At 64.1% G+C, this 8,705-nt stretch carries 7 protein-coding genes and 1 pseudogene; 5 read left to right on the top strand and 3 right to left on the bottom strand.

All coding sequences use genetic code 11. The features are described 5' to 3' along the window. Positions 1-399 precede the first annotated feature (399 nt). Positions 400-1,149: a transposase family protein gene (locus ACH4YL_RS40455; RefSeq protein ID WP_398512541.1), complete on the top strand. Its 750-nt coding sequence runs from the start codon at positions 400-402 to the stop codon at positions 1,147-1,149. Between the two features lie 87 nt (positions 1,150-1,236). On the opposite strand, the gene ACH4YL_RS40460 is transcribed toward ACH4YL_RS40455, so the two are convergent. Then, complete coding sequence (locus ACH4YL_RS40460) at positions 1,237-1,806, bottom strand: SMI1/KNR4 family protein (RefSeq protein WP_398512542.1); 570 nt, start codon at positions 1,804-1,806, stop codon at positions 1,237-1,239. Positions 1,807-2,150: 344 nt separating this feature from the next. Between ACH4YL_RS40460 and ACH4YL_RS40465 the strand changes: the two genes are divergently transcribed. Next, a complete protein-coding gene (locus tag ACH4YL_RS40465) occupies positions 2,151-3,218 on the top strand; it encodes a cytochrome P450 (RefSeq protein ID WP_398512543.1) in 1,068 nt (355 codons plus the stop codon). Between the two features lie 144 nt (positions 3,219-3,362). On the opposite strand, the pseudogene ACH4YL_RS40470 reads toward ACH4YL_RS40465, so the two are convergent. Further along, positions 3,363-3,527 (bottom strand): annotated as a pseudogene (locus tag ACH4YL_RS40470) (IS701 family transposase); the annotation flags it as partial. A gap of 319 nt (positions 3,528-3,846) precedes the next feature. Here ACH4YL_RS40470 and ACH4YL_RS40475 point away from each other — a divergent pair. Further along, complete coding sequence (locus tag ACH4YL_RS40475; RefSeq protein WP_398512544.1) at positions 3,847-4,332, top strand: hypothetical protein; 486 nt, start codon at positions 3,847-3,849, stop codon at positions 4,330-4,332. A 17-nt stretch (positions 4,333-4,349) separates the two neighbouring features. Continuing rightward, complete coding sequence (locus ACH4YL_RS40480) at positions 4,350-4,547, top strand: hypothetical protein (RefSeq protein ID WP_398512545.1); 198 nt, start codon at positions 4,350-4,352, stop codon at positions 4,545-4,547. Positions 4,548-5,270: 723 nt separating this feature from the next. Here ACH4YL_RS40480 and ACH4YL_RS40485 read toward each other — a convergent pair. Continuing rightward, positions 5,271-6,533 carry a DUF1295 domain-containing protein gene (locus tag ACH4YL_RS40485; RefSeq protein ID WP_398512546.1) on the bottom strand — a complete coding sequence of 421 codons (1,263 nt, stop codon included), beginning with the start codon at positions 6,531-6,533 and terminating at the stop codon, positions 5,271-5,273. A 623-nt stretch (positions 6,534-7,156) separates the two neighbouring features. Here ACH4YL_RS40485 and ACH4YL_RS40490 point away from each other — a divergent pair. Beyond that, entirely contained in the window at positions 7,157-8,530 is a 1,374-nt protein-coding gene (locus tag ACH4YL_RS40490) for an FAD-dependent oxidoreductase (RefSeq protein WP_398512547.1), read from the top strand. Positions 8,531-8,705: the final 175 nt, after the last annotated feature.

The following is an 8,705-nucleotide window of genomic DNA, read 5'->3' on the forward strand; positions in this document are numbered from 1 at the left end:
CATCTCGAAGCGTGGAGAACGGCCGCCTCCGCTGTCCCGGAAAGAACCGCAGATCAGCAGGTCGGGTGACCTGCGCGGTTAAACGCCAAGCTTAGGACCTCTTAAAGCCACACTCGACACCCCTGGGCGAGCCAACCCTACGAATGGTTCGCTCAACCCGACCAAGAAGGTAGGACGGTCTTATGTGCGATAACCCACGGGTTCCCGTTGCCTCGCCGACGCCCTGAGGGCCTGGCCAGCTCGTTTCCTCTGGCGCAGGCAGGCTCGCAGCCCGATGAAGAATGAGCGTTTTCAGAGTGGCCACCGACCGGGTGACGGGCTGGTCTCCCGCAACGCACGAGGCTCCTGTGCCGTTGAGAGAGGTGTTCGACGTCTCAACTCAGCAGCGCAGGAGTCTCGTTGGTTCCCTATCGTGCCGCACTCGACCTGCCGCATGCTCTGGTCGAGTGGGTAACCATGCTCATCGCCACCCGTGAGGGTGACCGCCGCTGCAAGCTCCCGCCTCACCAGCGCGCTCTCGTCGGCCTGGTCTACTTGCGCCGACACGACACGCTCGCGCAGATCGCCGCCGGTTTCGGCATATCCGTCGGCACCGCCCACGCCTACGTGGCGGCCCTCGTCGGTCACCTGTCCCGGCGGGCGCCGGGGCTGCTGCGTGCCCTGCGGGAGAGCGATCCCGAGTACGTCCTGCTCGACGGAACACTCGCCGAGTGCGACCGCGTCGGTGACGGCCGGGCCGACTTCTCCCACAAGCACCGCCGCCACGGCGTGAACGTGCAGGTAGTTGCCGATCCCGCAGGCAACCTGCTGTGGATCTCACCCGCCCTGTCCGGCCGCACCCATGACCTGACCGCGGCCCGCACCCACCGAGTCATCCGGATCTGCGAGCGCCAGGGCATTCCGGTCCTTGCCGACCGCGCCTACATCGGGGCCGGCTCCTGGGTGACCACGCCGATCAGGCGACTTCCGCACCAGGACCTCAGCCCGACCCAGCGGACGGTCAACCGGGCCCTGTCAGCGGCACGAGCACCAGTCGAACGAAGCGTCGCGAGACTGAAGTCCTGGCACGTCTTCCGCAAAGCCCGCGTCAGTCCCAACCGCATGACGGCCATCGCCGCGGCCATTCTCACCCTGGAGCGTCAACGCTGAAAATGCTTCTTCACCGTCGCCTCCCCAGGGAGGACGGCTTTGGCGATGACGGTCATCCAGTGGGACCGACGCGGCCGGTCTTTTGTCTCACGACCAGACGAGTCGCCCTTCGGCGACCTCACAGACCGGATAGTTTCCATCGGCGATCTTCGTCAGCATCTCCGCCACGGAGTCGAAATAGTGAGCCAGTGATTCGTACTCGCCCGTGGTCGTGATATCACCCACGAACCAACTGCCGATCCGCCCGTCCCGCGCGTCGATGAACTTTCCCATCCAGCCGTCCTGGTCCGACAGGAACGGGATCCACTCATTACGCCAGAACGGATTGTCCGGCTGGTCCGGAGGGTCGAATCCACCGGACATGTAGCGGTTCGCGTAGAGCTTCTCCATCGCCCGGATGCCCAGAAAGAACTTTGCCTCATCCGGGAACCCGGCGAAGCCGCAACATGCCACATCGTCGTCCACATCTTCCTCAGGAAGATCCAGGTTGTTCTGCAGCAGCCACGCCCGCAGATCCTGAGGGAGGGAGATACCCATCCGTTCCTCGGCGGCCGCGAGCATCTGCTCCTTAGCGGGCCCAGGCAGATCCGCGTGATCGGCCGGGGCGTGCTGCCGAAGAAGATTCATCACGCGGGACCAGCTCTCCGCCACGCTCATTCCCCTCTGCCCTCTCTACGTGGATGCCCCATACGGCTGCGCCACTGCAGGGGTTGCGGAGCGCCGACCTGAGGGACCTCGCAGGGATGGTACTCCGAGCAGGCTTCCTGCCCCCTCCCCTACGACCACCTTCCGCCCCGAAGTGCAGGACCGGCCGCTCAGCGAGGTGACCACCCGCCAACTCCTCACAAACTAAGCCGCTGTGCCCGGCGGGCCCAGCCGAGGTCGCCAAGGCCGTCCTCACCCTGGAGTGGCGAAGCTGAAAACGCTCACTGATCGGCCTCGACGGCGAGCGCCATCTGCGGCTGCGCAGCGCGCTTAAGAACGAGTACTCCGACGCTGTTATGGACGGCCGCTTCGAGGAACTGGTCGCGCGCCTGGACACGCTGCTCGATCGTGACTGGCCACGCGGCGCCCGGGTCCGCGTGATGCGCGCGAGCCAGGACCTGGTGGTCGACCAGCTCGGTTCTTTGCTGACCGTGCCTGTCCCGTCCGAGACCGTTGAGGACCTGCGCTACTTCTGGAGCCAAATCATCTCGGTGGTCTTCGCCGGGCTGCGGCCCGCGCTGTGGCTGAAGCTGCCCCGCTACCTTCGAGCGCGCAATCGGGTTCACGCCTTGGGGCGGAAGTACGTCGACTCCATCCTGTCCGACCAGGAATCCGGAGCCGAACTTCCGCCACTCCTATCGACGCTCCGGCAACTGCATGCCGCCGAGCCTGACCTGGTGGCGCAGGAGGATCTGAACCTGCTCGCGTTGTTTCCGTACCTCGCTGGGATGGACACGGTCGCCAACGGGCTCGCCAGTACCGTTTATGCGATCCTCAAGCACCCGGATGTACTCGAGCGCGTCGTCGCGGAGGCCGACCAACTCTTCGACGGGCGGCCCGTGAACGTTGCCGCGGTGCGCTCCATGGTTGCCACCAACGGAGCGATTATGGAAACGATACGGTTGTGGCCGGTGGCAGTTGGCCTACACCGCAAGACGACCTCTGAGTTCGTGTTCGATGGACGCCAGATACCCGCCGACGCCGATGTCTTTTTCGCGATCGCTGTTCCCCACCTGATGGAGGAATACTTCCCGAATCCGTCTTTGTTCGACATCGACCGGTATTCCGCTCCGCGAGCAGAACACCTTGCCAGGGGGGCGTACACGCCCTTCGGTCGGGGCACTCACCGATGCATCGGCGCATCCCTCGGTGAGGTTATGACGGCACTCATGATCGCACGGCTTTTCCATCGCCGCACGCTGGCCTTGCCGTCGGCCGACTACACACTTAAGCGCACCCTGCGTCCGGCGCCCGGACCGTCGAAGCGATTTGCCGTTCACGTCGAAGAACGACAGGCCGGCCCCGGCTCGGCCTCAATGCACTCGGCAGGGGGTGTTGGAGTAGATCCCCTCGACGCTCCGTGACTAGAGGGGCTTGGTCAGGTGGTATGGGTTCTGGCGTGTTGCGGTGACAGGTGCGGCAGGCGCCGATCCAGACCGCAAGGAGTAACTGCAGTTCGCGGGAGACCCGGTACCGGTAGAGGCTCGGCGCCGCCCCTTCGGGGGACGCCAATCGGCCAGCGGTCGCCGCACCGACAGCTCGGGACCTTCGGTGTTTTGGATCTCGCGTCCGGCGGGCCGGATCCGCAGGGCCACGAACCGCGAGTACATGCGCTTGAAGCCGCTGCGGCCGCTGCCCCGGCGGGAGTCTTTCCGCCACTGCACCGGCCGGCTGCACGCAGACGTCTACGGCGCCCTGTTGGTGGATGGTCGATACCCGGCTGCCGATCGCGCTGTGGGCGGGACAAGACGCCCAGCAGCTGGCCGAGTGGCTGCACGGGCATCCCGGGGTTGAGGTGTTCTTCCGGGCCGGCTCGTTGGTCTGACGGCAGCGCAAGATCCAGGGCGCTCCAGACGCACCGCAGGGCAGTGGTCGTTTTCATCTGTGGCAGTGGCCGCCGTAGCGGGTGCCGGAGTAGCCGCTGTGCATCGCAGCTGTCTGCTGAGCGCATTGCCCGCTCCTGAACCGGGACCGTGGCTCGCGACTTCTGGGGTGCCGTCCGACCGGGCGGATACCGCCGCCCGCCGCCACGCCAAGCGGCTGTACGAAGCGGTACACGCGGTGACCGACACCGGCCGTTCGACCAACGCGGCAGCCCGCGAGCTCGGGCTGGACTGGCGCACAGTGCGGAAGTACGCCCGCGCCACCAACTGGCACAAGTGCGTACGGCGGACCCGCCCACGCTGGCCGACGAGCCTCGATCTGTACTTGGAGTACCTGCGTCTGCGCTGGGAGGAGGGCGAACACTCCGCGACGGCGCTGCACCCGGAGGTGGTCGCCAAGGGTAACCGCGGCCATTATCACCGGGTCAAGCTGGCCGTCGCGCCGCTGCGCCGCGGCCTGCCGATTGACACACCGCGCGAACGACCGCCCTCGCCCCGGGAGGGGCACCTGCTGGATCATCACCGCAGCCTCCCGACGCGGCCTGCACGCCTCCGAACCGGCTGCAACGGCTACTCGTGCACTGCCCGGAGCTGAAGCGCACCCACGACTTGGTGCGCCAATTCGCCGCCATGCTCGATGCCCGCGACGTCGCGCCGCTGCCGGGCTGGCTCGAGCAACTCATGTCCTGCTGCCTGTCGGCCCTGGCCAACCTGACCAAGGCCATCCGTGAGGACCAGTCAGCGGTCGTGCGGGGCATCACCACCACGTTCAACTCCGGCGTCAATGAGGGACGCGTCACCGACCTTTGATGCCAGAAGAGACTCATGGCCGGCAGCGCAGGCGTCCCCACCTGCGCCACCGCGTGATCCTGGTGGCCCACCTCCGACGCCGCCACCCGTGACGGGGCGTCACCGGCGCATGGTGGCACATCCCGGCGCCACGGAAATCTTGCCGGGGCCACTTCAGCTCGTACGCGACACTGGTCCTGCCAGCCGCGCGCGGCCTGCCCCTTGGCCAGCTCCCGCTCCGCCTGTGGTACGCCAAAGACCACAGGGTGAGGGGCTGGCTGTCATGGGTATTCGCTCGGAGATTCGACCGAGACGGGCAACCGCGACCTTCCGCGATCAGATGGATCTTTGAGCTGTTCCCAACCCGTTGACGGGATCAGATCCTCGCCAAGACCTGGTCATCGAAGCAGGCACGTTCGGAAATCACCGCCAATGCGGTAAGCCGTTTTGATCACCACTGACACGACCTGCACCGCTGCAGTCCGCGCCAGGATGAGCTTCGAGGCCAACAAGAACACCGCCGCCGGGGAGAGCCCAGTCCAGCGTGCGGGCACTCTATGCCGGCGTGTCCAACACCTTCGCGTTCCTCACGGGTGACGCGGCCGAACACGTCTCCGCCAAAGTGATCTATGTGGCAGGCGCGGCTCGACTGACCATCACCCTCCCGGGCGCTGAGGCAGCGAGACGAAGGTTCGCCCCGGTTGACAACCAGAAGGTCTCCGGGCTTGGACATGAATAGCCGAGTCAATACACGCCGGGGACGATTCGGCGCGGCACCCGGGCCCGGTAGGCGTCCCAGACGGCTCCGTAGCGGGCGGAGCACAGGGCATCGTCCCGACGTTCGCGATGGACGAGCAGAACCGTCAGAAAGACGATGTAGAAGTACGGCAGTGGGCTACGAAAGCCACAAAGCAGACACCACGCCAGCCCCATCAGGAGGTCACCAAGATAGTTCGGATGGCGCACAAGCCCCCACCAACCAGAGGCAAGTAGCGAATGGCCTGTCTTCGTCGCGAGAAATTTGGCCTGCTTGCCCCAGACGATCGCCGATGGGTCCTTCCTGAACCGGTGCTTCTGGAGGTTCGCACCTCGAAACACCACATAGCCTGCTGCGTTGAGGAGGACAAAGCTGACGAGGGCCCACCCGGGCGGCTGTTCTGGGCGGCCAACCAGATAGTACGCCTGTATCGAGTAGGTGAACGGCACCCAGACGAGGTCACCCCAGCAGAGCATCCAGCCGAATTTCTCGTGCTTGATGTCCCAGGTGCTCAGTATTGCCTCTTCGTGCCAGAAGTAATCCGCGACATACCAGACCTGAAAGGCGCAGATGAGGATCATCGGAACGGTGACGTGCCCGTAGTCCTGGTGCTGTTTGGCTGCCAGTGACAGGTCGAGCGCGACCCATCCGATCAGGCCCGGTCTGGCTTCGCAGAACAGCTTGAGATCAAAGTTCCCTATTCGAGGATTGAGCGCGGTGCCGTTCCAGAAGTCGTAGATCCCGTTTCGCTCGGCGCCGGCCTGCCTTCTGCCGTGCCAGTAGAGACAACCTGCGATCAGGTACGTGAAAATCGTGCCTGTGGTGATGAGCGGACCGAACTGTTCGGCGAGGATCGTCGGTCTAACCCAGCTCAGTCCGACCAGACCGGCGAGCACCGCCACACTGCACCACCAGCTCGCCCAGCCATTGATCCGGTAGCGCAGACGGCTCCCATTGGCGAGCGGCTGCCCTGCGACCCATTTGCCGGGGGCCGATACCTGCAAAGCCGCCTGGAACAAGAGCCAGCCGACGAAGATTGCCGCTGCCGTCAGGGTCGGCGCCGGTATCTGGGCGAGTATCCGGCCGGATGGGAAGACCAAAAGGCCGTCGTAGTACTGAAGGCATATCCAGAAGTAACAGACCAGCGTGGGTAGCGCCAGCGGCCCGATCAGTGTGGCAGCGACAATAGCGGCGTGCCGCCGATCAAGTGCGGTCGCCACCCTGGGGTCAGGTGCCTGAGAATTCGTCATGCTGGCAACCTTTTCGGGGGTCAGGTGACCCAGTCGTTCCAGATTTGGATTGCTCACCTCTGTTCCGACACGGGTGGTTGCGGAACGTGAGCTGGCTGATGCCGGTGCTGGTCAACGTGGCAGAGAGAGCCTGCAGGGATAACGGAGACCGCCGCCCTCATGTCGGAGGGTGGCTCGCGATCAGTAGCCGACAACCTCCGCAGCACCGTAGCGCAGTCAGGGATGATGCGTTCTTAGCCGGCGAGACGAGTTGATCGCGTGGCTGTGGGCCGATTCGGAGGGTTGGCCCGGTTGAGGGCGAGGAAAGCGACCCCTCATGCTCGACGTCCTCGTACAGCCCTGCTCCTCTTCCCAGCGCCTTATCTGAGAACGCATCAGCCCTGCAGCGCAGTAGCGACACCTGAAGCGGTTCGAGTAGTTCATCGACCGCGCGGCCGACTGTCTTCGCTGACGGGAGAGGCGCGCGACCTTCCGGGAGATGACCGTGGGCCTGCTGCTGAGCTGGAAGATTTGAAGTGCTGGACACCACCGAGCGAGACAATCGGGCACAAGTGGTGCACTTTAGTGCGCTATTCCTGCCGTCCATCTACTGATAGACACGTCACCGGAAGGAGCGAATCGACATGGTCCAACGCATCGGCATTATCGGCGGCGGGATCTCCGGCTTGGCTGCGGCCTGGGCATTGCACCGCCACCCGGATCGGTTTGAGATCCAGGTGTACGAGAAGGAGTCGCGCATAGGCGGTAATGCGGTCACTGTCGACGTGCCGCAGCACAATGCTCCGCCGATACCAGTCGACATCTCGGTGACCGCATGCATCGTCTCGGCCTACCACCATTACACGGAGATGCTACGAAGGTGCGGCATCGATCTAGTTCCGACCATGTTCAACTACGTTGTCCGCTACGGTGAAGACATCCATGCCCACGACTACGACTCGCCACTGAAGCACGCCCTGGCCGATGACTTCGCCAGGTTCTCGAGTCTGCTCAAGTTCCTGTCCCGCTTCAACGTGCTCAACGCAAGGCCGTCGCTGCTGTTGGCGTCGATGAATCCGTTCAACTATGTCAGCATGGGCCGGATGCTGGACCTCTGGAAAATCTCACCGGAGTTCCGCGTCAAAGTCCTCAAACCGATGTTTATCAACTTTGTCCTGGCCACTAGCGTGTTCGACATGCCAGCATCGCTGTTCTCGCGGTACCTGGACTTCTTCGACATTGAACGCTCGACCCCCATGACCACCTGGCACGGCGGCACCCGCGCGTTCTACAGCCGCGTGACTGAGCCGTTCCGAGACCAAATCCACCTGAGCCGGGAGGTGACCCGGATTGCCAGGGACGAGCAAGGCGTCACCGTGTACGACAGCGTTGGCGGGCGGGAACGCTTCGATCAGGTGATCCTGGCATGCAATGCCAACCATGCGCTGCGGCTCCTGGAGCAACCATCCCGCGCCGAGCACGCGCTGCTCGGCCGGATGCGCTACGAGAACACCATCCACGACCACGCGGTGGTACACACGGACGGCTCGGTGCTGCCAGTGGACGAAATGAAGGTGTCCGAGACCCGTAGCACCTACGTACTGCATCACGGTTCAGCGTCCGACAATTATGAGATCACCTATATCATGCACAACCAGCAGCCGTGGGCGCACAGCTCAGACCGCCCGTGCCTGGTCACATGCAACGCAGTCCAACCTATCGACGAGAAAAAGATCCTGGCTCGTCTGCGCTTCCAGCATGTGGTTCACGACGTTCGCCATACCGCAGTGTTGCTCAATTTGCTGGCCTTCTTTCAGGGACGCCGACGGACCTGGTTCTGCGGGGCCCACACTACCATCAATAGCCAGGAGCACTGCTTTATCTCGGGGCTGGCTGTCGCCCGGCAGCTCGGCGCCGATTACCCATTCCCGGACAATGATGAGGCGAGGAAATGGTTCAATTTCCATGGTCGGATCGCCCACGGGGTGTTGTTCCGGCGGGCCAGAAGGGCCGCATAGCACCGGAGGGCAAGATCGGGCGATTGGCGGTAGGCGACCAGTTCACCATCCTCCTGCTGGGCTTCTTTGTTGTCGCGGCGCTAGTGACCTGAGTCGGAGATTCGTCGGCAGTATGAGGCGACTTTGTCGAGGATCTGGTCGGCGGTCTTGGTCCAGGCGAAGGGTCTGGGTTGTT

The sequence above is a fragment of the Streptomyces sp. NPDC020681 genome, from assembly GCF_044334895.1.
Classification (GTDB): domain Bacteria; phylum Actinomycetota; class Actinomycetes; order Streptomycetales; family Streptomycetaceae; genus Streptomyces.